Below are 22070 nucleotides of genomic sequence, written 5' to 3' on the forward strand. Positions count from 1 at the left end.
GCCGCCCCGCCCGGCAAACGGGATGCGGATACTCAAGGTTTTCTCAAGGCGCCCACGGGTCCGGCCGATGTTCGCCTCGTGAAGAGTCGGCGGGACCTGGGTGACCGCGTGGCCGGTGGGGCCGTCGCGGCCGCCGGGGCGCTGCTGGCGGCGTACCTCGTCTGGTACGCCGGCGGCTGGGGCGGGGAGACCCTGCGGGCGTACGTCACCGACGGCATGTACCCGCCGCTCGCCCTGCTGTTCACCGTGCTCGCCGTCCGGGCGGTGCGCACCGGCGCCGACGCGCGCGAGCGAGCGGCGTGGTCGTTCGTCGCGGTCTCGTTCGCCTGCCAGCTCGTCGCGCACACCTCCTGGTTCGTCGAGGACGCGATCCTGCACTCGGTCACGTACCCGTCGTTCGCCGACTACTGGTTCCTGGCCTTCGTGCCGTTCATGTTCGTCGCCCTGCTGCTGCTCTCCGGGGTACGCCGGACCCGGCGGGACAAGATCAAGTTGGCGCTGGACGCGCTCATCGTCGGCGCCAGCACGTTCATGGTGCTGTGGTACCTGGTGCTCGGCCCGATCCTGGTGACCGAGGGCGCCGCGGTCAGCGAGATCGTCTACTCGGCGGCGCTGCCGGTGGGGGATCTGCTGCTGATCCTGGCCCTGGCGACCGTGCTGCTGCGGCGCGCCACGTCGGCCGGGACCCCGGTGCGGCTGCTCGCCGCCGGCGTCGTCACGTACGTGATCGCCGACGTGAACTACGGCTACATCCAGCTGCACGACGGTTTCGTGGGCGGCACGTGGCCGGATCTGTTCTGGCTGCTCGGCTGCTACCTGTTCACGCTGGCCGCGTACCGGCAGTGCCGTGGGGTGCGGGACGGGGACGCGGCCGCCCGGCGCCGCCGCGCGGTGAGCACCTGGCTGCCGTACGGCGCCATCGCCCTGGCGTACGGCCTGCTCGGCACGCTCGCCCGCGAGCAGGGCATGTACCCCGTCGGCGGCATGATCATCGGCGCGGTGCTGCTGACCGCGCTGGTCGTCGCCCGCCAGATGTACGCGCTGCGCGAGAACCGCGCCCTGGCCGTCACGGACCCGCTGACCGGCCTGGCCAACCGCACGCTCGTCGCCGACCGGCTGGCCCAGCTGAGCGCCCAGCCGCTGCGCGCGGGCCGGCACGCCGCCGTCCTCATCGTGGACCTGGACCACTTCAAGCGGGTCAACGACACGTACGGCCACGACGCCGGCGACGCCGTCCTCTCCGGTGCCGCCGCGGCCCTGCGCTCGGTGATCCGCGCCGGTGACACGGCCGGGCGCCTGGGCGGCGACGAGTTCGCCGTCATCCTGCAGAACCTGCCCGAGGCGGACACCGCCGCACGGATCGCGGAACGGCTCGTCGAGGCGCTGCGTACCCCCGTGATCTTCGGTGACCGCCTGCTGGCCGTCGAGGCCAGCATCGGCGTGGCGGTGCGCGACGAGCGCACGCCCGACGGCGAGGACCTGATGCGGCACGCCGACACCGCGATGTACTCGGCCAAGCGCGCGGGTCGCGGCCGGTACGCCGTCTACCAGCCCGACCTCGACACCCGGGCCCGCGACGCCGAGCTGCGCCGGGCGATCGACGACGGCGAGCTGGTGGTCCACTTCCAGCCGGCGGTCGAGCTGGGCGGCGGCCGCATCCGGTCGGTGGAGGCGCTGGTGCGCTGGAACCACCCGGAGCGCGGCCTGCTCATGCCGGGCGCGTTCATCGCGCTGGCCGAGGAGACCGGCGCCGTCGTGCCGCTGGGCGAGCGGGTGCTGCGCGACGCGTGCCGCGAGGTGGCGCGCTGGCAGGCCACCGTCCCGGGCGCCGAGCAGGTACGCCTGTCCGTCAACCTCTCACCCAACCAGGTGCTGCAGCCCGAGCTGGTCGACACGATCGCCAACATCCTCGACGAGACCGGCTTCCCCGCGGACCGGCTGATCCTGGAGCTCGCCGAGGGCGTCGTGCTCGAACCGGACGCGAACGTCGTGGCGCGCCTGGAGAAGCTGCGTGCGATGGGCATCAGCATCGCCGTCGACGACTTCGGCACCGGCTACTCCGCGCTGGCCTACCTGCGGCGGCTGCCCGTCGACATCCTGAAGATCGACCGGTCGTTCGTCACCGGCATCGCCGACGACCCGGAGGCCCGTACGGTCGCCGAGGCCGTGGTGCGCCTGGGCATGGCGTTCCGGATGAACGTGGTCGCCGAGGGCATCGAGACGGCCGACCAGGCCCGCGGGCTGGCCGCGATGGGCTGCGGCTTCGGGCAGGGCTTCCACTTCTACCGCCCGATGGACGGCGAGACCGCCGCCGAGGCGCTGCGCACCGCGTACGACTTCCGCGGCACGGGCGACTGAGCGCAGGCTGTCACACCCCTGTCCTAGGGTCGGCGGCATGAGCCACTCCACCCTCAGCCACCTCGACTGCTCCCGGACCGGCGAGCGCTACGACGCCGACGCCGTGCAGGGCGTCAGCGAGGCCGGGGTGCCCCTGCTGGCGCGCTACGACACCGAGCTGGCGGCGCGCACCCTCACCCGGGAGGCGCTGGCCGCGCGGCCCGCGACCCTCTGGCGCTATCACGAGATGCTGCCCGTGCGGGACCCCGCGTCGATCGTCTCGCTGGGGGAGGGCATGACCCCGTTGCTGCCGCTGCCGCGCTACGGCGCGCGCATCGGCGTGCCCGGTCTGCTCATGAAGGACGAGGGCCTGATCCCGACCGGCTCGTTCAAGGCGCGCGGGGCCGCCGTCGGGGTGTCGCGCGCCGCCGAGCTGGGCGTCAAGGGCGTCGCCATGCCCACGAACGGCAACGCCGGGGCGGCCTGGGCCGTGTATGCGGCCCGCGCCGGCCTGCGATGCCTCGTCGCGATGCCGGTGGCGGCGCCGCCCATCACCCGCACGGAGTGCGTCGCGGCGGGCGCCGAGCTGTACCTCGTGGACGGCCTGATCGGCGACGCCGGCCGGCTGATCAACGCGGCGGTCCGGGAGCGCGGCGGCTACCAGGAGGTCTCCACGCTCAAGGAGCCGTACCGGCTCGAGGGCAAGAAGACGATGGGCTACGAGATCGTCGAGCAGCTCGGCTGGCAGGTGCCCGACGTCATCCTCTACCCGACCGGCGGCGGCGTCGGCCTGATCGGCATCCACAAGGCGTTGCGCGAGATGCAGCAATTGGGCTGGATCGGCGACCGCCTGCCGCGCCTCGTCGCGGTGCAGGCCACCGGCTGCGCGCCGATCGTGCGCGCCTTCGAGCAGGGTGCGGACGTCAGCGAGCCGTTCCCGGACGCCGCCACCGTGGCGTTCGGCATCACCGTGCCGAAGGCGCTCGGCGACTTCCTGGTGCTGCGCGCGGTCCGCGAGACCGGCGGCACGGCGATCGCGGTGACCGACGAGGCCACGCTCGCCGAGCAGCGCCGCCTCGCCGCCGACGAGGGCGCCTTCATCTGCCCGGAGGGCGCGGCCTGCCTGGCGGCCGCCCGCGACCTGCGCGACAGCGGCTTCATCGGCGGCTCCGACCGGGTGGTGGTCCTCAACACGGGTACGGGCCTGAAGTACCCGGAGACGATCCCCGTGGACGTCCCCACCCTGCCGCCGGACGGGCGCATCTAGAACGTGCGGTGGTAGAGCGAGCAGCCGCGGCACACCTCGGGTGGCCCGTCGCCCGCCAGCCGGCGCCGGAAGTCGCGGTACGGCTCGTCGTGCCAGATCTGCGCGAAGGTGCGCTCGCCGACCACGCCCAGCGAGACGCGGTCGTCGCCCATCACCATGCAGCACGGCTGCACGACGCCGGCGCTCGTGATGTAGGCGGCCTCCCACGGCCAGGAACACCCGCGGCCGCTGCCCGCCGGTGTGCTCGTCGCGGGCAGCCGCAGCCGTAGTCCCCGGTCGGCGGCGGCCTTCCCGGCGGCCGTGAACATCTGCCGACCGTGACGCCGCGGTCCACCGCCGTTCGGATCATGTCCGGCAGGTGCGGGGAGAGCAGCGGCTCGCCCAGGCCCTGCAGGGTGAGCCGGCGCAGGCCCGGCACCTCGTCCACGACCCGGTGGAACAGCTCGGGTGTCATCGCGCCGGCCAGCTTGTTGACCGGCGGGCGGTACCGGACCAGGCACATCATGCAGCGCAGGTTGCAGGCCGAGGTGATCTCGAGCTGCAGGTGCTCCGGAAGCGGCGGATCATCGATACCGGTCGCCATGGAGGCGGGATTGCCCGCAGCGGCCGGAAGCAAACCGGGCGTGGCCCCCGCCGCCGAGCCGGGCGGCCGGGGGCCGCCGACTGGGTGATCATGGGGTTTCGGGACACCGGGGGCGGGAATACGGTCGTATGTTTGCCGCTGAGAACCTGCGTGACTGGCGTGGTGAGAAGGTCATCGACCCCGAAGGCGACAAGATCGGTGAGCTGGAGGCGGTGTACGTCGACACCGCCACCGACGAGCCGGCCTTCGTCACCGTCAAGGTCGGCATGATCGGCCGGCACCGGCTGGTGTTCGCCCCCGTCACCGGCGCCACCGTGAGCCCGAGCGCGCTGCGCGTCCGGTACGCCAAGAAGCTCGTCACCGAGGCGCCCTCGATCGACCTGGACGGGGAGCTCACCGCCGCGGACGAGCCCGCGCTCTACGCGCATTACGGGCTGACGTACCAGCCGGGGATGTCGGGCGAGCGGCGGCTCGGAAGGCGTTAGAGCGGGGAGGGGCTGTCATGGCGCGACCGATCTGGACCGGCTCGATCACGTTCGGCCTGGTGTCGGTGCCCGTGGGGCTGTACTCGGCCACCCACGAGCACGAGGTCTCGTTCCACCAGTTCGAGAAGGGCGCCACCGACCGGATCCGGCTGCGGCGGGTCAACGAGCGGACCGGCAAGGACGTGGAGTACGACGACATCGTCAAGGGCACCGACGTCGGCGGCGGCGAGCTCGTCATGCTCGACCAGGAGGAGCTCGACTCGGTCGCGCCCGGCCGCTCCCGCAGCCTGGAGATCCACCAGTTCGTGGACCTCGACGAGATCGACCCGCTCTACTACCAGAAGACCTACTACCTCGCGCCGGGCAGCGACGAGACGATGAAGACGTACGCGTTGCTGCGCGACGCCATGGCCGACGCCAACCGGGCGGCCGTCGGCACGCTGGTGATGCGCGGCAAGGAGTACCTCGCCGCGATCCGGCCCGACGACGATCTGCTCGTGCTGCAGACCATGTACTTCGCCGACGAGGTCCGCGACCCGGAGAAGGAGTTGGACCGGGTCCCCGGGGCGAGCAAGGCCAAGCCCGCCGAGCTGAGCATGGCCGCCCAGCTCATCGACTCGATGTCGGGGCCGTGGAAGCCCGAGGAGTACCGCGACACCTACACCGACCGGGTCAACGAGCTCATCGAGGCGAAGAAGGCCGGTCGCGAGGTCACGGTGGCCGAGGAGGCGCCGGAGCCCACCAACGTCACGGACCTGCTCGAGGTGCTGCGCCGCAGCGTCGAAGCCGCCAAGAAGAGCACGGCCAAGAAACCCGCGAAGAAGACGGCCGCGAAGAAGACGGCCGCGAAGAAAGCGGCGCCCCCGAAGAAGGCGACACCGGCGAAGAAGACGGCCGCGAAGAAGACCGCGGCGAAGAAGAGCACGGCCGCGACGAAGACCGCCCGGAAGCGGGCTTCCTGAGACGGGAGGGCCGCGGGTGCCGTCGGACCGGCTCACCACGTACCGGCGCAAGCGGGACTTCGCCCGGACGCCGGAACCCGCCGGCCGCCCCCTGCCCGCGGCCGGTGACGGCGCCCGGCGGTTCGTCGTGCAGCGGCACCGGGCCCGGCGGCTGCACTACGACTTCCGGCTGGAGATCGACGGCGTCCTGGTCAGCTGGGCCGTGCCGAAGGGGCCGACGCTGGACCCGGGCGTGCGCCGGGCCGCGTTCCACGTCGAGGACCACCCCCTCGAGTACTTCGACTTCGAGGGGGTCATCCCGGCCGGCCAGTACGGTGGCGGCGACGTCATCGTCTGGGACGCGGGCACCTGGGAACCGCACGCGCACCGGGCCGGGCGGGCGAGCGACCCGGGGCGCGACGTCGCCGGCGGCGAGCTGCACCTCGACATGCACGGTGAGAAGCTGCGCGGCCGCTTCGTGCTGGTCCGCACCCGGACCGGGTCGTCCGGCCGGGAGGAATGGCTCCTGCTGCACAAACACGACGAGCACGCCGTGGACGGCTGGGACGCCGAGGACCATCCGCGCTCGGTGCTCAGCGGCCGTACCAACGACGAGGTGAAGGCCGACCCCGAGCGGTTGTGGCGCTCCGACCGTCCCGCCGCGCGGGCCGCCGTCGCGCTGAAGGCGCGCGACGTCACCGACGAGGAGCTCGCCGAACTGGACGACCTGCCCGCGACCGGCTCCTGGTCCGTCTTCGGCCGCCGGCTGCGGGTGACCAATCTGGACAAGGTGCTGTTCCCGGCCCGCCCCGGCGAGGAGCCGGTCACCAAACGCGACTTCCTCCGGTACGCGGCCCGCATCGCCCCCGTCTCGCTGCCCTATCTGAGCGGCCGGGCCCTGAACCTGCACCGCTACCCGAACGGCGCGGGCACCAAAGGCTTCTGGCACAAGGAGCTGCCGAGCCACGCGCCGGAGTGGCTGCCGCGCTGGGACAACTCCGACGCGGACCCGGGGGAGACGCGCACGTACCTGGTCGTGGACGAGCCGGCGGCGCTGGTGTGGGCGGCGAACTTCGGCGCGCTGGAATGGCACCCGTGGACGTCGCTGACCGAGGCGCCGCGGCTGCCCACGTACGCCCTCATCGACCTCGACCCGGGCACCACCACCAGCTGGGAGGACCTGCTCGCGCTGGCCCGGCTGCACCGTACGGCCTTCGACCACCTCGGCGTCACGGCGCGGCCCAAGGTCACCGGCCGCCGCGGCATCCAGATCTGGGTGCCGATCGCGCCGGGACCCACCTTCGACGACACCCGCGCCTGGGTGGAACGCCTGTCCCGTACGGTCGGCGCAGTCCTCCCGGAACTCGTCAGCTGGAAATGGCAGAAGAGTGACCGGGCCGGCCTGGCCCGCCTGGACTACACGCAGAACGCGATCAACAAGACCCTCGTGGCCCCGTACAGCACCCGGCCCGCGGCGGGAGCGCCGGTGTCCGCGCCGATCGACTGGGACGAGCTGGACGACCCGGCGCTGCGCCCGGACGGCTTCACGATCCGCGACATGGTGGACCGGCTCGTGGCGAAGGGCGACCTGTTCCGCGACGTGCTCGACCACACCCGGAAGCTGCCCGCCCTGTAGCGGTCACGCCGGGCGGGCGAAGCGGTACGCGTGGCCGCCCCGCGCCCGCAACCGGACGACGTCCTCGCCTTCCCGGACGCCCTCGGAACCCTGGAAGGCCCCCGCGAACAGCGTGCTCCGTAGCCGTACCGTCCGATCCTGATCGGAGCGCAACCGGATCTCCGTGGCGTGCCCGTCCGCCCAGCTGATCCCGACGGTGACCGCGCCGCGCGCCCGCAGCCCGTCCACCGAGCCGGACAGCCAGGCCGGCGGCAGCGCCGGCAGCAGGTGAATCGCGTCGGTGTGACTCTGGACCAGCATCTCCGCGACCGCCGCGGTCGCGCCGAAGTTGCCGTCGATCTGGAACGGCGGGTGGGTGTCCCAGAGGTTGGTCAGCGTCTGCAGGCGCAGCTGGTCGCGGAGCGCGGCGAAGGCCCGGCTGCCGTCGTGCAGGCGGGCCCAGAAGGCGGCCTTCCAGGCGCGGCTCCAGCCCGGTGCCCAGCCGGTGCCGTCGCCTTCGCGGGCCAGCAGGGAGACGCGGGCGGCCTCGGCCAGCTCGGGGGTGCCGGACGGGGTGACGCCGCGGCCGGGGTAGAGCGCGAAGAGGTGCGAGACGTGGCGGTGGGTGTCGGCCGGGTCGTCGACGTCCTCGCGCCACTCCTGCAGCTGGCCCCAGCGGCCGACGCGCAGGCCCGGGTCGAGGCGGCCGCGGGCGCCGGCCACCCGGGCCGCGAACGCCGCGTCGCCGCTCAGGTCGCGGTTCGCGGCCAGGACGTTGTCGAAGAGGTCGGCGGCTATCTGCTGGGACATCGCCGCCCCGGCCGTGAAAGGCCCGTGCTCGGGGGAGAAGCTCGGCACGGCCACGAGCGAGCCGTCCGCCGGGTGAGCCACCAGATAGTCCAGCCAGAACTCGGCGGTCTCGCGCAGCACCGGGTAGCCGGCCCGGCGCAGGAACTCCCGGTCGCCGGTGAACAGGTAGTGCTCCCACAGGTGGCGGCTCAGCCAGGCGGCCGCCTCCGGGAACCAGAACGCCGTCGGCCAGTCGTGCACGCCGGTGAAGTCGAACGCGTTCGTCTCGTTGCCGACCACCCAGCCGCGGCAGCCGTAGATCACGCCGGCGCTGTCCCGGCCCGCCGGGCGCATCCGGTCGACGAACTCCGCCAGCGGCCGCGCGGTCTCGGCCAGATTCGTGACCTCCGCCGGCCAGTAGTTCATCTGCAGGTTGATGTTGCCGTGGTAGTCGCCGCTCCACGCCGCGGCCGTGTCCTTGTTCCATACGCCCTGCAGGTTGGCCGGCAGGTCCGCCGGTCCGGGCTCCGGCCGGGAGGACGCGATCAACAGATATCGGCCGTACGCGAAGAACAGCTGCTCCAGCGCACGGTTCTCCGGCTCCGGCCCACCCGTGTACGCCGTGAGCAGCCGGTCGGTGGGGATCCCGGGTGCCGTGCCGCCCAGCCGCAGCCGTACGCGGCCGAACAGTCCACCGTGGTCGGCGACGTGCCGGCGCAGCAGCCGCGCGTACGGGCGGGCCACGGCCTCGGTGAGCGTGGCCGTGACGCGCCGGTGCGGATCGGGTCCGCGGTAGTCCGGGTAGCGGTGCTCGTAGTCGGTGCCGGCCGCCAGCACGATGGTGACGGTGTCCGCGCCGGTGACCCGGACCGCGTCCGCCTCGTCGGTGCGCCGGCCACCCTCGGCGAGCACGGCCAGCTGCGCTTCCAGCCGCATTCCGTCGGCGGCCAGCCGGCCGCTCAGCCGCGCTGTGTGGTGCGCGACCGTGAGCGTGGCGCCGGTGTGCGGGGTGGTGAGCCGGATCGTGACGTCGACGCGGCCGGGCCGGTCCGCGCCGAGCCGGACGACCAGGACGTGGTCCGGGCGACTGGCGAAGACCTCCCGATGACGGCGTACGCCGCCGGCGACGTACGTGACCCGGCTGACCGCCGTGCCGAGGTCGAGCTCGCGCCGGTAGCCGGTCACCTCGGCGGCCGCGGGGAGGTCCAGGTGGAGGTCGCCGAAGGGCTGGAAGCTGCCGTACGCGACCTTCGGCTGTCCCAGCAGCGCGGCGATGGTCTCGGGCTGCTGCGGACCCTCCTCGAGGATCAGCCGCCGTGCCTGCGCGAGCGCTCCCGGCCGCGGCGGCACCCAGTTCCCGTGGTCGTACGCCGGGTCCTCGCCGGGGCCGCCGGTCCACAGCGTCTTCTCGCTGAACTGGATGCGTTCGGTGGTGATCCCGCCGAACACCATGGCGCCCAGCGCGCCGTTGCCCACGGGGAGGGCCTGGGACTCCCAGTCGGTGGCGGGGGAGTCGTACCAGAGCACGAGCCGGTCGTCATGGTCCGGACGCTCCGCCGCTTCCGCGCTTCCGGGTGTGGCCAGTCCGCTGCCGGCTGCCGCGAGGGCGCCGCCCATGACGGTTCTTCTGCGCACGGCCGCCTCCTGCCGTCGACGTTCATCGAAGCGTTTCGACGGCCCAAGGATAGACGTACGCCGATGTCAACTCCAGCGTTTCGCGGCCCACTCCGGTGCGGTCACGGCCCACACCTGCGTGTCGTGGCGCGTCCCGCCGTACGCGAACTCGCCGCGCAGCGTCCCCTCCAGCGTCATGCCGAGCCGCCGCGCCACGTTCGAGCTCGCCGCGTTGTCCGGCCGGCAGCGCCACTCCACCCGGTACAGGCCGCGCTCGGCCAGCGCCCAGTTCACAAGCAGCCGCACCGCCCGGGTGATCAGCCCGCGCCCGGTGCCGGCCGGCTCCAGCCAGCACCCCACCTCGCACGCCCCGGTACGCGTACTGAACGACACGAACATCACGCCGCCCACCAGCGTGCCGGCCAGCCAGATGCCGTAGATGCGGCCGGCGTCGCGGGCGGCCAGGTCGGCGTACCGCTGCAGGGTGGCGGCCGCCGAGGCGGCGTCGGTGCTGCGGGACGCCCAGGGGATCCAGGGATCCACGTACTCCCGGGCCCGGTCCATGTGCTCGAGGAACTCGCCGGCCTGCCACGGTTCCAGCGGGCGCAGCTCGGCGCCGTCGCCGAGATCGATCGCGAACATCGGCGCACCGTACCGCGGCTCCGCCGCGATCGCGGGGCCCCACACCGGATCGGGTCGCGGTCCGCCGGCCGCATGGGGCCGGCGGCGCCGTGCGTGGCGCCGGGCGGTGCCGGATCGGGCGTGGCCTATTGTGAATCGACGCATTCAAGTCTTCGATTGCGGGGCGCGATGGGCGACAGCGAGCTGGCCGGCGACCTCGCCGTGCTCGTCGCCAAGGCCGCGGACGGCGACCCGTCGGCCTGGCACGAGATCGTCGATCGGTTCGGGCCCCGGGTGTGGGCCGTCTGCCGGGCGCACCGGCTCGGACCGGCCGACGCCGCGGACGTCTTCCAGCAGACCTGGCTGCGGCTGCTCGAGAATCTCGGCTCGCTGCGCGACCCCGCGAAGATCGGCGCCTGGATCGGCACGACGTGCCGCAACGAGGCGCTGGCCGCGATCCGCCGGGCGCGGCGGGCCACCCCGGTGGAGGAGTCGGTGCTGGCGGAGCGGCCGGGGGATCCGTCGGACGATCCCGAGGTGCCGTTCCTGGTGGCCGCCCGCGACGCCGAGCTGTGGGGCGCCTTCCGCCGGCTGGGGCGGCGCTGCCAGGAGGTGTTGCGGGTGCTCGTCGTCGAGGCCGAGGAGGGGCGGCCGTCGTACGAGCTGTCGGCCGCGGCGCTGGGAATGCCGATCGGCAGCCTCGGGCCGACGCGGGGCCGGTGCCTCGCCCAGCTGCGCAAATTCCTGACAGAAGGTATCCAGAGCCCCGCCGGGGAGTCGTAGCAGTGATGTTTACATTACGCAACGCATTTTCCCCCCGACGGGAGGAGTCCCCGTGACCGACGCGACCGACCCCGCGGAGCGTCTCCTGTCCCGGCTCCGGACCATGTTCGAGCAGGCCGATCCGCCACCGGCCGAGCTGATGGAGCTGGCCAAGCAGAGCTTCGTGCTCCGCGATCTGGACGCCGAGCTGGCGCAGCTCGTGGAGGACTCCGAGCAGTCCCTCGAGGACACCGCCACGCGCGGGCCGGTGACGGTCCGCACCCCCGGGACCGTCCCGCAGCCGCGCCAGCTCACGTTCCAGGTGATCGGCCCGCACGGCGGCGACGAGATCGTCATCGCCGTGCAGGTCGAGCCGGTGGGCGCGCACCGGCGGCTGACCGGGCACCTCGCGCCGCAGGGCCCCGCGCGCATCGAGGTACGCCAGCCCACCGCCGCCCGGCCGCACCGCGTCGACGCCGACCACCGAGGGCTGTTCGTCATCGACGGGGTCCTGCCGGGACCGATGAGCCTCACCTGCCACCGCGCCGGCGCGCCCGCGGTGGCGACGCAATGGATCCTCGTGTAGGCGCCCGGCTCAGCTCGTCGGCGTACCGGGCAACAGGTGCACCACCGCGCCGAAGCCGTTCACCGTGGGCCGGCCGGCGATCAGCCGGTCGAACGCGGTCCGCGGCGTCAGCGTCGCGTCCTCCCCGCACAGGGCGGCCACCGCGGCGCTGATCTGCGGGGCGGTGAACGAGGTGCCGCTCCACGTCGCCCACGCGTTCGCGGCGAAGAGGATGTCCGTGCCGAGGCCCGGCTCCGGGGGCAGCAGCCCCTCCACGAAGGTCGACACGATCCCCACGCCCACCGTGGAGCAGTGCACCCAGCTGCCGCGGTTGGAGAACGACGCCGGTGACAGGTCGCTGGTCAGCGCGCCCACCGCCTTCACGCCCGGGAACGCCGCCGGGTAGAGCGGCAGGTCGCGGCCGTCGTTGCCCGCGCTCGCGACGACCAGGACATCCGGGTACGTGGCCGAGATGTACGCGACCGCCTCCTGCATGGCCAGCGGCGGAACACCGCCGACGGCCGGCGCGCCGAACGACGCGTTGATCACCAGGCGCTTGCCGGCGGCGTCGTCGGCGGCCCGGATCAGCATGTCCGCGGCGGCCTCGTCGGTGCCCAGCCCGTCGGCGGAGGTGTACCGGTAGACCACGACCTCGCAGTCCGGCGCGATCTGCCGGACGATGCCCGCCCCGAACGTGCCGTGCCCGGAGAACCAGTCGTTGCGGTCGAGCGGCGCCAGCACGTTGAGCGGATCCGTGCCCTTGGCCACCACGCCCGTGTCCCAGGCGTCCGTACGCGGCTGCGGCGCCAGCCCGGTGTCGACGATCGCCACGCGTACCGGCTGGGTCGCGCCGGCGGTGGCGAACGGCCGCGGCGGCACGGTCAGGCCGGGGTAGGAGCTGCCCTTGATGACGTAGCCGAGCGGGACGACCGGGTTGATGTTCGCCCGGATCCCGGCCTTGCGCAGGCGCGCGACATCGGCGAGCAGCACCTCGGGCGTACGGTCGCGCCGGTTCCGGAACACCCGGGTGCGCCGGCGGTCGCTGCGGTCCGTACGGTCGGCCGGGTCGTAGTCGGTGAGCAGATCACCGAGCTGCGCCAGCCGTTCCGGGGCCGCGTCGAGCACCAGCTCGTTCTGGGCGGCGAGCACGATCCGCGGGCTGCCGGCGGGCGTGAAGCGGACGAAGGGCAGCCCCCGCGACCGGCCCGCGGTCTGCTGCCGGGCCCGGATGCTCTCCACGATGGAGTCCAGCTCCTGGGCGACGCCGTCCGCCTCCAGCACGGTCACCTGACGGCGGACGTCCTGCTTGTCGTGCTCCAGCTGGGCGGCGGTACGGGTGTCGGGCAGCGGCCACTGTGCTGCGATGGTCATGGATCTCTCTCCCCTTCCGTCGGTAGGCTGGCGTCGACCTGCCTCGCGTGTTGTCAGGCGGTTCTTGTCAGGCGGTGCGGAATGGACACAGAGGTGGACCTGCGGGAGCGGGCCGACGCCGCGTACAGAAGAGTCGTGCTCGATCCGGCCAGATACGCCGCAGAGGCGGAAGTCACCGTGACGAGGGCACGGGCCGCCGGCGACGTGGAGGCGCTGGTCGTCGCGCTGAAGGCGGTGGCGTGGGCCCGGCACGTCGCGCTCGACAACGAGGGCGCGCGCGAGCTGCTCGACCAGGGCGTACGGCTGGCCCGCCGGCACGGGCTGCCGCGGCGCCTCGGCGAGCTGCTGCTCACCCGCGCCGTCGCGTTGCACGAGCTGGGCCGCTACGACGCCGCCGCCCGCGATCTGCGGCTGGCCGAGCCGCTCATCGAGCCGGCCGAGCGCCCCGAGGTGCGGTTCCAGCTGGCCGTGCTGGAGCACAACCGGGGCCGGCTGGGCGCCGCCGCGGGCGCGTACCGGGAGCTGCTCGACGACCCGGACTGCCCGCCGTTCGTCTGGGTGAAGGCCGCCAACAACCTCGCCAACGTGCAGACCTTGCTGGGCCGGCCACAGGAGGCCCTCGGGCACCTCGAGCGGGCCGCGGTGCTCGCCGCGGACCTCGGGCCCCGGCTGCCCGCGGTGATCGCCGACAGCCTGGCCTGGTCGAGCTACCACGCCGGCCGGCTGACCGAGAGCGTCCGCCGCTTCGAGGAGGCCGGCCGCCTGCACGCCGCCGCCGGGCTGCCGCTGGGCGAGCACCACCTCGAGTACGCCGACGTCCTGCGCGACCTGCGGCTGCTCGACGAGGCCATGGCCGCGGCCCGGTCCGCCGCGGCCGACTTCGTCCGGCACGACGCCCGGCTGATGGCGGCCGAGGCGCGCCTGCGCTGCGCCCGTCTCGCGCTGGAGCTGGGCGACCCCGGGACGGCCCTGGCCGAGGCCACGGCCGCCGGACACGACTTCCGAGCGCAACGCCGGACGGCCTGGGCCGCACGGGCCACCGTGACCGCCGCCGAGGCGCTGGCCCACCGGGACGGGCCGTCGGCGGAGGCGTTGCGCAGCCTGCGGACCGCCGCGGCGACCCTGGAACGGCTGGGCCTGCGCGCCGAGGCCGCGTACGCCCGCCTGGTCGCCGGCCGCGCCGCGCTCGCGCTGGGCCGCCACGCCGTCGCCGAGCGGGAGCTGACCGCCGTGGGTGTGCTCGCGGACGGTCACTCGCTGCTGGTCCGGCTGCGCGGGCATCTCGCGCGGGCCCTGCTGGCCGAGGCGCAGGCGAGCGGCCCCGGTGGCACCTCCGCGGTGCTGCGGGAATGCGTACGCGGCCTGCGCGACCTGGCCCGCCACCGCGCCGCCCTGCCCTCGCTGGAGCTTCGGGTGCTCGCCTCCGGGCACGGCGCCGAGCTGGGCGAGATCGGCCTGCGCACGCTCGTGCCGGCCGGCTCGGCGACCAGCATCCTCGAATGGCTCGAACGCACCCGCGCGGCGGCCCTGCTGCGCGTGCACCCGGCGGCCACCGGCATCGACGAGGACGTCATCGCGCTGCGCGGCGTCGAGCAGGAGCTGCGCGCGGCCCGGCTGGAACGCGGCGAGGAGCCGCCCGCGCTGCTGGCCCGGCAGAGCGCCCTGGAGGCCCGCATCCGGCGCCGGTCGTGGACCGCCGAGGACACCGGCGGCGAGGCGGCGTCCCCGGTCCGCGGCGCCGACCTGCGGCGGGCGCTCGACGGCGCCTGGCTCGCCGAGTACGCGGTGATCGGCGAGCGCACGCTGGCCGTGGTGGTGGAGCCGCGCCGTACCCGCATCGTCGAGCTCGGCCCCATCGGTCCGATCCGGCACGAGTCCGAGGCCGCGGCGTTCGGCCTGCGCCGGTTGTTGCAGGGCACCCGGTTCAGCGCCGTCGCCCGCGCCGCCGCCCAGGAGGCGCTGGACGCGCTCGCCCGGCTGCTCGTCGAGCCGCTGGGCGTCCCGGCCGACGTGCCGCTGGTCGTGGTGCCGTCCGCGCAGCTGCTGGACGTACCGTGGTCGCCGCTGCACCCGGCGCCCGTCTCCGTGACCCCGTCCGGCGGTCTCTGGGCCCGGGCCCGGCGCCGCGCCGCCACCGGATCCCGGGTCGCCGTCGTCGCGGGCCCCGACCTGGCCGGCGCGATCGACGAGGTCGGCGCGGTCGCGGCCGAGCACCGCGCGGCACGCACACTGCTGCCGCCGGTCAGCACGGTGGACGCCACGCTCGAGCTGGTCCGCGACGCCGACCTCGCGCATCTGGCGTGCCACGGCCTGTTCCGCTCCGACAGCCCGCTCTTCTCGGCCCTGGAGCTCAGCGACGGCCGGCTCACCCTCTACGAGCTGCTGGCGCGCGGGGTCTCACCCCGGCGGGTCGTGCTGGCCTCGTGCAACTCCGGCGTGCAGCGCGCGTACGGCGGCAACGAGGTGCTCGGCTTCGCCGGCGCGATGATGTCCAACGGCAGCGCGGGCATCGCCGCGGCGGGACTGCCCATCCCGGACGGCGCCTGCATGCCGGCGATGGCAGTGCTGCACCGCAGCCTCGTCCGCGGCGACTCCCTCGCGACGGCCGTGTGGCACGCCCGCGACGCCCTCGCCGCGGGCGGGCCGGAGGAGTACGTGGCCTGGTGTGGGCTGACCGCGTACGGTCCGGGCTGACGCCTCAGCAGCCGATTCTGCCGGCGCCGGCGGTGCGGGCCACCAGCGCGGGGACGGCCGCGGCCGGGTCCAGCCGCGGGCGCAGCACAGGCACCCAGCCCGCGTCGGGCGACAGGTCCGGGTCGTACGCGGCGTTGTGGGCGGCCACCAGGTCGACGGGTACGGCCGGTGCGCTGCCGACCCGGACCAGCGAGCCGACGGCGGTGATCCGCGTACCCTTCCAGTCCTTGATGATGTCGGCGGCGGGGATGTCGGCGCTGCGCACGAAGTAATTGTTCTCCGCGTAAATGGCCGACCCCACCCCGGCCCCGAGCGAGTACGAGTAATCGTCATCGGTCAGCGTGTAGGCGTTGTTGTACACGTCCACCTGCCCGTACCGGACCCGCGGCGCCCGCTGCAGCACGTTGCCGAACCGGTTGTGATGCACGGTGACCCGCAGCTTCCCGATGTCGACCCCGGCGGTGTCGGTCGAGCCGATCAGCATCGTCTTGTCGTGGTCGTAGTAGTCGTTGTAGGACACCGTGACCAGATCGGACCCGCGGATGATGTCGGTCGCCCCGTCGTGCACCTGGTACGGCCGCCCGAAGTACAACGGCTGATCCGCGTCATGATTGTTGCCGTCGCTGAACGTGTCATGGTCGATCCACACGTTCGTGGCGCCGCTGAGCGACACCAGGTCGTAGAGCGAGTTCCAGTTCCCGGCGGAGCCGTCGGCCGGATCCCACGCGGGGAAGCAGTCCGCCGCGTCGGTGAACGCGATGTTGCGGACGATCACGTTGTGCACGCCGGTCAGGGTCAGGCTGCCGTGTTCGATCCGCGCCCCGTCGATGCCGATCAGGGTGGTGTTGCTGCCCACCGGGATCCGGATCTGCGCGCCCTGCCGCTGCGCCGACCGCGCCCGCGCGTCCTCGAGCGGCCCCGACGGCTTCGCGTCGCGGCCCCAGACCCCGGGATCGTACGTACGCAGAAAGGCGTCGAGCTCGTATCCGGGATCCGCGTAGTCCTCGCAGGTCAGCCGGGTGCCGTCGGGGTTGGCGGCCATGTCGATCCGGCCGCTGACGAAAACGATCCTCGGTACCCCGTCCGACGCTGCGCCCAGCGCGGCGAGCAGCTCGGCCCGGTTGCGCGCCACGGCGATGTGCGCGTCGTCCGCGGCGGCGCCGCCGGTCGTGCCGGTGCCGGCGGCGGCCCAGCCGTCGTCGGGCGCGAGCGTCTGCCGCGCCAGCCGGAGGGCGCCGGCGGGAACACCGGCGTGCGCGGCTGGCGGGCCGGCGGGGTGGGCGGCTGGCGGGCCGGCGGGGTGGGCGGCTGGCGGGCCGGCGGGGTGCGCGGCTGCCGGGCCGGCGGGGTGCGCGACGGCCGGCCCGACCGTGCCGAGGATCAGGGTGGGGATGACTGCTGCGGAGACCAGGCGTCCAAGCATGGGGATGCTCCTGGAAGGTCAGGAAAGCGCTTGCCTGGCCACCGTCACACGCCGCTCGGCGCGAGTCAACGCATACGGATGTGCAGGAAATTTGCAGTGACGCGGCCCGGCCTTTCCTGGCCCAGCTCGGCCCGGCCCGGCCCGGCTCGGCCCGGCTCGGCCCGGCTCGGCCCGGCTCGGCCCGGCTCGGCCCGGCTCGGCCCGGCTCGGCCCGGCTCGGCCCGACCCGGCTCGACCCGGGCCCGGCTCGGGCCGGGTCAGCCGCGGCCCTTGAGGGCGAACGCCATCCCGGCCAGCAATGGGATCACGGCGAGCACCGCACCGGTCACCCCGCCGAAGGCCAGCAGCAGGATCGCGCCCAGGCACAGCACCGCGCCGATGACGAGCCGAATGCGGCCGGCGGATCTGCGGGGTTCGTGGAACGCGGCCGTGAAGCCCGGATCCTCCGCGTGCAGCCGCCGGACGATGTCGTCGAAGCGGCGGTTCTCGTCGAAGCTGCGGTCCTCGCCGGGATCGGCCACGTCGTCACCTCCGTGGTCGGCGGATCCTCACACGGTACCCCCGCCCTCGGAGAACGCCAGGCTGAGAATCGCGTGCGCCACCCAGATCGCCTGCGCCTTCGTGTCGTACGGTCCGACGCGCAACTCGACGGCCTTGTCGCCGAACAGGGCCCGTACGGTCCAGGCGTTCGGGTGCCGGTCGTCCTCGCGGCTGTGGTTGACGATCAGCTGGGTGGCCCCGCGGACGTTGACGGCCGACCACTTCTCGTCCCCGGTGGGCCAGGCGCGGAACCAGCCGGGAGCGACGGCGACGACTTCCTTGTTCGCCTCGTCCAGCGCCCATTCGAGCTCCTCCGGCAGCGGCGGCTCCGGTTGTGCATGCGTCATGGCGACCGTCCCGACTCGTACGCGTCCGAAAGGTCATGGTAAGTGGCATTTTGTGGCGCCGCGGTGACTTGCCCGGGGGAGCGGCCCTCCGGGGTCGGCTACGCGCCCGCCGCGCGCCCGGCGACGTTCGACCGGCCGCCCCGGGTCGCCGGCGATGTGCGGTGGCCGGCAGCGCACGGTGTCCGGCAGCGCCGCGGTATCCGGCGGTGCGCGGCCGCTCGCCGGGGTGACGGGTGGATGTAGCCCAATGGTCGTGACCTTGTAACCAACACCTATCAATTGGATAGGTAATCTGGCGGCATGACCACGACTTCGGCGTACCGGCGGCCGGCCACCGATCTCGCGTTCCGGCAGCAGCTGGAGCGCGATGCCATCTGGAGCCGGATGATCGCGCCGGGCGGGCGGATCCCCGACCTCGCGCTGGTCGAGGCCGACCTGGGCCCGATCCACCTGCACCGCCTGCTCGACACGGGACCGCTGGTGCTGGTGTTCTTCCGGCACGCCGCCTCGGCAGGCTGCGACGCGGCGCTCGCGGCGTACGGAACCAGGCTCGCGCCCGTGCTCGACGGCCTGGACGCCCATCTGGTCGCGGTGAGCCCGCAGCGGGCCGACCGGCTCGCGGCGCTGAAGCGGCGGCACGAGCTGGGCTTCCTGGTGGCCGCCGACGCGCGGCATGCGCTGATCGACGCGTTCGGCATCGGGTTCAGCAGCCCGGAGACCGTCGACGTGCTCGGCACCGGGCGCTCGACGCTGCCGTATCCCGCCGTGGTGGTGGCCGACCGGTCGGGCGTCGTGCGGTACGTGGACGTGCGGCCCGACGCCGCGGTCCGCACCGACCCGGCGGACATCATCGCCGCGGTCCGCAACCTCCGCCCCGCCCGCTGACCAGCGGCGCCGGACGCCCGCGCCTGGAGGCCCGCGCCGGGAGGCCCGCGCCGGGAGGCCCGCGCCGGACGCCCGCCTGGAGGCCCGCGCCGGGAGGCCCGCGCCGAACGCCCGCCTGGAGGCCCGCGCCCGGAACGCCGTCGTCGTGTGGCCCGGCGCCGGGACGCCGGGTCAGGGTTTGCGGCCGACCCCGGCCCAGACGTTGACCTCGTTGTTCGCGAACACCGGGTCGCCCGGCTGCGGACGCCATTCGCTGGCCGGCACCACGCCCGGCTCGACCAGGTCGAGGCCGTCGAAGAGCTCGGCGAACTCCGCCCGCTTGCGGGTCCACACGTCGCTCTTACCTTCCTCGATCATCTGCTGGTAGAGCGCCTGTTGCTCGGGGGTGCCGAAGTCCGAGGTGGCGTGCGTCGCCACCAGGTAGCTGCCCGCGGGCAGCGCCGCGAGGAGTTCCCGTACGATCGGCCGGGCGGCGCCGTGGCCGTGGATGAAGTGCAGGACGGCGATCAGCATGAGCCCGACCGGCTGGTCGAGGTCGAGCGTCTCGCGCAGCGTCGGGTCGCCGAGGATCCTGCCCGGCTCGTTGAGGTCGGCCTCGATGTACGACGTACGGCCCTCGGGGCTCGTGGTGAGCAGGGCCCGGGCGTGCACCATGACCAGCGGGTCGTTGTCGACGTACACGATGCGGCTCTCGGGCGCGACGGCCTGGGCCACCTCGTGGGTGTTGTCGGCGGTCGGCAGGCCCGTACCGATGTCGAGGAACTGCCGGATGCCCGCCTCGGCGGCCAGGTAGCGCGTCGCGCGCTGCAGGAAGGCGCGGTTGGCGAGCGCTCCCTTGCGGACGTTGGGGAACGCCGCCTCGAGCTGGTCGCCGGACGCCCGGTCGGCGGCGAAGTGGTCCTTGCCGCCCAGCCAGTAGTTGTAGCGACGGGCCGGGTGCGGCACCGAGGAGTCGATTCCGGACCTGCCCATGTCGATACCGTCCATGCGCACACCCCTGTCGAGCCGATGGTGAGGGTAACCATAGTCCGTCGATCTCTCCTCTGGCGGCCGAGGGCCGCCCGGGGGAGGCTTACCGCATGGAGCGTGAGGGTGACGTGCGCCTGCGGGTGCAGGGGGACCGGCTCGTCCGCGGCGACGGCACCCCCGTCGTGCTGCGCGGGGTCGGGCTCGGCGGGTGGATGAACATGGAGAACTTCATCACCGGGTACGCGGCCACCGAGTCGCAGCAGCGGCGGGCGTTGCGCCGGGTGCTGGGTGAGGAGGCGTACGAGGCGTTCTTCGCGCGCTTCTTCCCGGCGTTCTTCGGGCCGGACGACGCGGCCTTCCTGGCATCCCTCGGGCTGAACTGCGTACGGATCCCGGTCAACTATCACCATTTCGAGGACGACGATCGCCCGTTCGAGCTCAAGGAGGACGGCTTCGCCCGCCTCGACGCCGCGGTCCGCGCCTGCGCGAGCCACGGGCTGTACTCGGTCATCGACCTGCACACCGCGCCCGGGGCGCAGAACCAGCACTGGCACAGCGACAACCCGACGCACTGGGCGAGCTTCTGGACCCATCCGCACTTCCAGGACCGCGCCGTGCACCTGTGGGAGGCGTTCGCCGAGCGTTACCGCGACGACCCGTGGGTGGCCGGGTACAACCCGCTCAACGAGCCGGCCGACGTCACGGGCGCCGCGATCGGCCCGTTCTACCAGCGGGTGGCGGCGGCGATCCGGGCCATCGACCCGGACCACGTGCTGTTCCTCGACGGGAATCGCTACTCCACGGACTTCAACGCCTTCGGCGAGCCGCTGCCGAACAGCGTGTACACCACGCACGACTACGCGCTGCCCGGGTTCGTCGACGGCGGGCCGTACCCGGGGACGTCGCGCGGCGAGTACGTCGACAAGGCCCGGCTGGAGGAGACGTTCCTGCAGCGTACGGAGTACATGCGGCGCACCGGCACGCCGATCTGGATCGGTGAGTTCGGGCCCGTCTACACCGGCGATCCGGAACGCGACGCCGGGCGCTACCAGGTGCTGCGGGACCAGCTGGAGATCTACGGGCGGCACGGCGCCGGGTGGAGCCTGTGGACGTACAAGGACATCGGGTTGCAGGGGCTGGTCCACGCGGCCGCGGACTCGCCGTACGTGACCCGCATCCAGCCGTTCCTCGACAAGAAGGCCCGGCTGGGCGCCGACTCGTGGGGCAGCACCGACGCGGGCGTTCGCGACATCATCGCGCCCGTCGAGGAGCTGTTCGCGCGGGAGTTCCCGGACTTCCAGCCGTACCCGTGGAATGCGCAGCGGTGGCTCCACCAGCTGATGCGGCACATCATGCTGGCCGAGCCGCTGGTGGACGAGTTCGCCGCCTGCTTCCGGGGCCTCACCGCCGCGCAGGCGGCGGATCTGGCCGATTCCTTCCGGCTGGACCGTTGCGTACGCCGCGAGCCCTTGCTGGACGTCCTACGTGGACTGCCGCCGCAGTGACCCGGCCGGCCCGTCGCGTCCGTCCGAGGGCAGGGGCAGCACCGCCGCGCCCGGCCCGCCGCCCAGCCGGGCCGACGACTCGGCGGTCGCCCCGAACAGGTCCAGCACGCCCGTGACCAGCAACACCGTACGGACCACCCCGCGCGCGTTGATGATCTGCGGGGTCTTGCCGGCCTGCCGCGCGAGCAGGAAGCCTTCGAGGATCGCGTCGATCGCCTCGGAGTCGAGGAATGTGGTGTCGCGCAGGTCGACGACGAGCTGCGGTGCGGCGTTGTCGTGCACGGCGTCGTAGAGTTCACGGCGGAGCTCGTCGCGGGCGTCCGCATCGAGATCGCCGAAGAGCCGCAGGCACACTTCCCTGCCTCCGTCGACCATGACGCGAATGATCGTGAAATGCTCCGGCCGCATGACTCTTTCTAGCAGCGCCTCCGCGGCGTCTCCCTCGAACGGGTGACGTCGGGACGGTGATTGGAGCTGCCGGCGGCCGGGTACCACGCGGCGCGTTCCCTCACCGACGAAACGGACAGGACTTCATGGCCATCGAGCACAGCATCAACCCGCAGTTCCGCGCCGGCGCCACCGGCGAGGACGGCGTCCCGGCGGTCGCCGCCGACCACAGCGACGAGGCCATGTGGCGGCTGCGCCACCCGTTCGAGCCCGCCCCGGCGGGCCACGACGGCGTCGCCGACGCCGACGGCAGCACCGCCGCCTGATCCCGCCGGACGCCGTCAGGCCGGACGCACTTCCCGCACCCGCT

The 22070-nt window shown here is 73.6% G+C and carries 20 protein-coding genes; 11 read left to right on the plus strand and 9 right to left on the minus strand.

Annotated elements, in window-relative coordinates; genetic code table 11:
• Nucleotides 1-78: 78 nt before the first annotated feature.
• The gene (locus tag AB0K03_RS34550) at nucleotides 79-2358 is read left to right on the plus strand and encodes an EAL domain-containing protein (protein WP_364694025.1); all 2280 of its coding nucleotides are present in this window, start codon (nucleotides 79-81) and stop codon (nucleotides 2356-2358) included.
• Nucleotides 2359-2395: 37 nt separating this feature from the next.
• A complete protein-coding gene (locus tag AB0K03_RS34555) occupies nucleotides 2396-3604 on the plus strand; it encodes a threonine synthase (RefSeq protein WP_364694028.1) in 1209 nt (402 codons plus the stop codon).
• Here AB0K03_RS34555 and AB0K03_RS34560 read toward each other — a convergent pair.
• Nucleotides 3601-3912, minus strand: a complete 312-nt coding sequence (locus AB0K03_RS34560; RefSeq protein ID WP_364694030.1) for an SPASM domain-containing protein — start codon at nucleotides 3910-3912, stop codon at nucleotides 3601-3603. The two genes, AB0K03_RS34555 and AB0K03_RS34560, sit on opposite strands and share 4 nt — an antisense overlap.
• Before the next feature lie 403 nt (nucleotides 3913-4315).
• Between AB0K03_RS34560 and AB0K03_RS34565 the strand changes: the two genes are divergently transcribed.
• Genes AB0K03_RS34565 through AB0K03_RS34575 form a run of 3 tightly spaced genes read left to right on the plus strand, consistent with a single transcriptional unit; the run spans nucleotide 4316 to nucleotide 7249 of the window.
• Complete coding sequence (locus tag AB0K03_RS34565) at nucleotides 4316-4672, plus strand: PRC-barrel domain-containing protein (protein WP_364694033.1); 357 nt, start codon at nucleotides 4316-4318, stop codon at nucleotides 4670-4672.
• A 17-nt stretch (nucleotides 4673-4689) separates the two neighbouring features.
• Nucleotides 4690-5634: a Ku protein gene (locus tag AB0K03_RS34570; protein ID WP_364694036.1), complete on the plus strand. Its 945-nt coding sequence runs from the start codon at nucleotides 4690-4692 to the stop codon at nucleotides 5632-5634.
• A gap of 16 nt (nucleotides 5635-5650) precedes the next feature.
• Nucleotides 5651-7249 (plus strand): DNA polymerase ligase N-terminal domain-containing protein, encoded by a 1599-nt coding sequence (locus AB0K03_RS34575; protein ID WP_364694038.1) that lies wholly within the window; start codon nucleotides 5651-5653, stop codon nucleotides 7247-7249.
• A 3-nt stretch (nucleotides 7250-7252) separates the two neighbouring features.
• Here the strand turns inward: AB0K03_RS34575 and AB0K03_RS34580 are convergent, their stop codons facing one another.
• Nucleotides 7253-9652 carry a glycosyl hydrolase family 95 catalytic domain-containing protein gene (locus AB0K03_RS34580; RefSeq protein WP_364694041.1) on the minus strand — a complete coding sequence of 800 codons (2400 nt, stop codon included), beginning with the start codon at nucleotides 9650-9652 and terminating at the stop codon, nucleotides 7253-7255.
• A 66-nt stretch (nucleotides 9653-9718) separates the two neighbouring features.
• Entirely contained in the window at nucleotides 9719-10273 is a 555-nt protein-coding gene (locus tag AB0K03_RS34585) for a GNAT family protein (RefSeq protein ID WP_364694044.1), read from the minus strand.
• 168 nt (nucleotides 10274-10441) lie between these two features.
• On the opposite strand from AB0K03_RS34585, the gene AB0K03_RS34590 reads away from it, so the two are divergent.
• Both AB0K03_RS34590 and AB0K03_RS34595 read left to right on the plus strand, forming a co-directional pair.
• The gene (locus tag AB0K03_RS34590) at nucleotides 10442-11035 is read left to right on the plus strand and encodes a sigma-70 family RNA polymerase sigma factor (RefSeq protein ID WP_364694047.1); all 594 of its coding nucleotides are present in this window, start codon (nucleotides 10442-10444) and stop codon (nucleotides 11033-11035) included.
• 52 nt (nucleotides 11036-11087) lie between these two features.
• Entirely contained in the window at nucleotides 11088-11600 is a 513-nt protein-coding gene (locus AB0K03_RS34595) for a hypothetical protein (RefSeq protein WP_364694050.1), read from the plus strand.
• A gap of 9 nt (nucleotides 11601-11609) precedes the next feature.
• Here AB0K03_RS34595 and AB0K03_RS34600 read toward each other — a convergent pair whose 3' ends face one another.
• A complete protein-coding gene (locus tag AB0K03_RS34600) occupies nucleotides 11610-12950 on the minus strand; it encodes a S8 family serine peptidase (RefSeq protein ID WP_364694053.1) in 1341 nt (446 codons plus the stop codon).
• An 81-nt stretch (nucleotides 12951-13031) separates the two neighbouring features.
• Here AB0K03_RS34600 and AB0K03_RS34605 point away from each other — a divergent pair, with 81 nt between their 5' ends.
• Nucleotides 13032-15644, plus strand: coding sequence for a CHAT domain-containing protein (locus AB0K03_RS34605; RefSeq protein ID WP_364694056.1), 2613 nt, complete (start codon nucleotides 13032-13034; stop codon nucleotides 15642-15644).
• Between the two features lie 4 nt (nucleotides 15645-15648).
• Here AB0K03_RS34605 and AB0K03_RS34610 read toward each other — a convergent pair whose 3' ends face one another.
• The 3 genes from AB0K03_RS34610 to AB0K03_RS34620 all read right to left on the minus strand — a co-directional run bounded on the left by AB0K03_RS34610 (nucleotide 15649) and on the right by AB0K03_RS34620 (nucleotide 17954).
• Nucleotides 15649-17067 (minus strand): polysaccharide lyase family 1 protein, encoded by a 1419-nt coding sequence (locus tag AB0K03_RS34610; RefSeq protein WP_364694059.1) that lies wholly within the window; start codon nucleotides 17065-17067, stop codon nucleotides 15649-15651.
• Between the two features lie 257 nt (nucleotides 17068-17324).
• Nucleotides 17325-17588 carry a DUF3040 domain-containing protein gene (locus AB0K03_RS34615; RefSeq protein ID WP_364694062.1) on the minus strand — a complete coding sequence of 88 codons (264 nt, stop codon included), beginning with the start codon at nucleotides 17586-17588 and terminating at the stop codon, nucleotides 17325-17327.
• Nucleotides 17589-17615: 27 nt separating this feature from the next.
• Nucleotides 17616-17954 (minus strand): hypothetical protein, encoded by a 339-nt coding sequence (locus AB0K03_RS34620; RefSeq protein ID WP_364694065.1) that lies wholly within the window; start codon nucleotides 17952-17954, stop codon nucleotides 17616-17618.
• Between the two features lie 300 nt (nucleotides 17955-18254).
• On the opposite strand from AB0K03_RS34620, the gene AB0K03_RS34625 reads away from it, so the two are divergent.
• Nucleotides 18255-18839, plus strand: coding sequence for a redoxin domain-containing protein (locus tag AB0K03_RS34625; protein ID WP_364694068.1), 585 nt, complete (start codon nucleotides 18255-18257; stop codon nucleotides 18837-18839).
• 171 nt (nucleotides 18840-19010) lie between these two features.
• On the opposite strand, the gene AB0K03_RS34630 is transcribed toward AB0K03_RS34625, so the two are convergent.
• A complete protein-coding gene (locus AB0K03_RS34630) occupies nucleotides 19011-19826 on the minus strand; it encodes an SAM-dependent methyltransferase (RefSeq protein WP_364694071.1) in 816 nt (271 codons plus the stop codon).
• A 92-nt stretch (nucleotides 19827-19918) separates the two neighbouring features.
• Here AB0K03_RS34630 and AB0K03_RS34635 point away from each other — a divergent pair, with 92 nt between their 5' ends.
• On the plus strand, nucleotides 19919-21313 hold the full coding sequence (locus AB0K03_RS34635; RefSeq protein ID WP_364694074.1) for a glycoside hydrolase family 5 protein: 1395 nt from the start codon (nucleotides 19919-19921) through the stop codon (nucleotides 21311-21313).
• Here the strand turns inward: AB0K03_RS34635 and AB0K03_RS34640 are convergent.
• Entirely contained in the window at nucleotides 21290-21688 is a 399-nt protein-coding gene (locus AB0K03_RS34640) for an STAS domain-containing protein (protein WP_364694076.1), read from the minus strand. The two genes, AB0K03_RS34635 and AB0K03_RS34640, sit on opposite strands and share 24 nt — an antisense overlap.
• A 158-nt stretch (nucleotides 21689-21846) precedes the next feature.
• Between AB0K03_RS34640 and AB0K03_RS34645 the strand changes: the two genes are divergently transcribed.
• The gene (locus AB0K03_RS34645) at nucleotides 21847-22026 is read left to right on the plus strand and encodes a hypothetical protein (RefSeq protein ID WP_364694079.1); all 180 of its coding nucleotides are present in this window, start codon (nucleotides 21847-21849) and stop codon (nucleotides 22024-22026) included.
• Nucleotides 22027-22070: the final 44 nt, after the last annotated feature.

It is taken from the genome of Actinoplanes sp. NPDC049316, from assembly GCF_040677315.1.
Taxonomy (GTDB): domain Bacteria; phylum Actinomycetota; class Actinomycetes; order Mycobacteriales; family Micromonosporaceae; genus Actinoplanes.

Excerpts from the sequence above, each read along its gene's own strand:
- AB0K03_RS34555 (WP_364694028.1), top strand. The coding sequence starts at position 2,396 with ATGAGCCACTCCACCCTCAGCCACCTCGACTGCTCCCGGACCGGCGAG.
- AB0K03_RS34560 (WP_364694030.1), bottom strand. The coding sequence starts at position 3,912 with ATGTTCACGGCCGCCGGGAAGGCCGCCGCCGACCGGGGACTACGGCTG.
- AB0K03_RS34565 (WP_364694033.1), top strand. The coding sequence starts at position 4,316 with ATGTTTGCCGCTGAGAACCTGCGTGACTGGCGTGGTGAGAAGGTCATC.
- AB0K03_RS34570 (WP_364694036.1), top strand. The coding sequence starts at position 4,690 with ATGGCGCGACCGATCTGGACCGGCTCGATCACGTTCGGCCTGGTGTCG.
- AB0K03_RS34585 (WP_364694044.1), bottom strand. The coding sequence starts at position 10,273 with ATGTTCGCGATCGATCTCGGCGACGGCGCCGAGCTGCGCCCGCTGGAA.
- AB0K03_RS34590 (WP_364694047.1), top strand. The coding sequence starts at position 10,442 with ATGGGCGACAGCGAGCTGGCCGGCGACCTCGCCGTGCTCGTCGCCAAG.
- AB0K03_RS34600 (WP_364694053.1), bottom strand. The coding sequence starts at position 12,950 with ATGACCATCGCAGCACAGTGGCCGCTGCCCGACACCCGTACCGCCGCC.
- AB0K03_RS34605 (WP_364694056.1), top strand. The coding sequence starts at position 13,032 with ATGGACACAGAGGTGGACCTGCGGGAGCGGGCCGACGCCGCGTACAGA.
- AB0K03_RS34610 (WP_364694059.1), bottom strand. The coding sequence starts at position 17,067 with ATGCTTGGACGCCTGGTCTCCGCAGCAGTCATCCCCACCCTGATCCTC.
- AB0K03_RS34620 (WP_364694065.1), bottom strand. The coding sequence starts at position 17,954 with ATGACGCATGCACAACCGGAGCCGCCGCTGCCGGAGGAGCTCGAATGG.
- AB0K03_RS34625 (WP_364694068.1), top strand. The coding sequence starts at position 18,255 with ATGACCACGACTTCGGCGTACCGGCGGCCGGCCACCGATCTCGCGTTC.
- AB0K03_RS34630 (WP_364694071.1), bottom strand. The coding sequence starts at position 19,826 with ATGGACGGTATCGACATGGGCAGGTCCGGAATCGACTCCTCGGTGCCG.
- AB0K03_RS34635 (WP_364694074.1), top strand. The coding sequence starts at position 19,919 with ATGGAGCGTGAGGGTGACGTGCGCCTGCGGGTGCAGGGGGACCGGCTC.
- AB0K03_RS34640 (WP_364694076.1), bottom strand. The coding sequence starts at position 21,688 with ATGGTCGACGGAGGCAGGGAAGTGTGCCTGCGGCTCTTCGGCGATCTC.
- AB0K03_RS34645 (WP_364694079.1), top strand. The coding sequence starts at position 21,847 with ATGGCCATCGAGCACAGCATCAACCCGCAGTTCCGCGCCGGCGCCACC.